The sequence below is a fragment of the Bartonella sp. AS69XJJH genome, assembly GCF_042195585.1.
GTDB lineage: Bacteria > Pseudomonadota > Alphaproteobacteria > Rhizobiales > Rhizobiaceae > Bartonella.
In genome coordinates this window covers 1-1,179 of record NZ_JBHIOO010000094.1, presented here as the reverse complement: position 1 = coordinate 1,179, position 1,179 = coordinate 1, and the positions used below count along the sequence as shown (strand labels likewise).

General features: G+C 43.5%; 3 protein-coding genes. All 3 read left to right on the top strand.

Annotated features, from left to right (window positions below):
• The coding region (locus ACFIK6_RS09870; RefSeq protein ID WP_375642739.1) for a phage tail protein at window positions 1–159 on the top strand (159 nt) is incomplete at its 5' end.
• Complete coding sequence (locus tag ACFIK6_RS09865) at window positions 156–380, top strand: tail protein X (protein ID WP_273783422.1); 225 nt, start codon at window positions 156–158, stop codon at window positions 378–380. The genes ACFIK6_RS09870 and ACFIK6_RS09865, both read left to right, overlap by 4 nt.
• Window positions 377–1,179: phage late control D family protein (locus ACFIK6_RS09860; RefSeq protein ID WP_375642737.1), on the top strand; the 803-nt coding region annotated here is incomplete at its 3' end. The genes ACFIK6_RS09865 and ACFIK6_RS09860, both read left to right, overlap by 4 nt.

The following is a 1,179-nucleotide window of genomic DNA, read 5'->3' as shown; positions in this document are numbered from 1 at the left end:
CATATGGGACCTCATATTCTTGTGACCGGTCAAGGCAAAATCTTAGGTAAGTTTGTCATTCTTTCCGTAGAGGAAAAGCAAAGCGTTTTTCATCATAACGGCACCCCCAAAAAACAAGAATTTACGATAAAATTGAGAGAATATGGTGAAGATCTATGAGTGACCTTTATATGACCAAAGATGGCGATATGGTAGATGCCATTTGCTGGAAATACTATGCCAAAGGTCAGCAAGCACTTGCTGTTGAACGCGTCTATGCAGCGAATTTGGGACTTGCAGACTATGGACCCATTTTAAAAGCAGGTATCACGATACTCTTACCAACCCTCCCCTATCCGAAAGCCACACCAGTGATCAGAATTTGGGGTAGCAAATCATGAAACCTTTTTGCACGGTTTTGGCAAATGGAGAAGACATCACAAAAACCCTCATGGATTATGTTTTATCAATTGAAATTACCGATGAAGCAGAAAACAAAAGTGACCGTATCACTATAGAGCTTGATGACCGTGCGCGTGACAGTGATAACGGCTTTCTTGATATTCCTCTTATCGGGACAGTTATTTCCATAACACTTGGTTATGAAGGTGGTAAAAACCGCGATATGGGAGCCTATCTGATAGACGAAATCTCTGTAAGCAGCCCACCGCAAAGCTTAAGTGTTACAGGGCGCGCCGCATCAATGAACACGTCTTACAGAACTCCAAAAAGCCAATCCTATCACCAGCAAACCCTTGGCAGTATTGTTCAAGAGATAGCAGAGCGTAATGGCTATACACCAAAGGTTGATCCTTCTCTTGCAAAAATCGTTGTGCGTCACATTGACCAAACGACTGAAAGCGATATGGCTTTTGCCACACGCCTTGCAGAAGAATATGATGCGGTAGCAAAGCCCGTTGATGGCAAACTTGTGCTCGCCAAACGGGGTGAAGGCAAAGCCATCACCGGTGAAACACTCCCTATTGTTGTTATTCATGAGAAACATTGCATCTCTTGGGATTTTAAATACAGCGCACGGGATGAAGCAGGTGCAGCCAATGGCTTAGAAACAGATGTGGGAGACGACCAAAAAGCCGCTGCTGATGCACGAGAACCAGAAGAAATTGATGATGATGAAAACTTTATCCATATGGATGACAGTGACAGAGCATCATCATCTGAATCGGAAAAAGCAGAAAA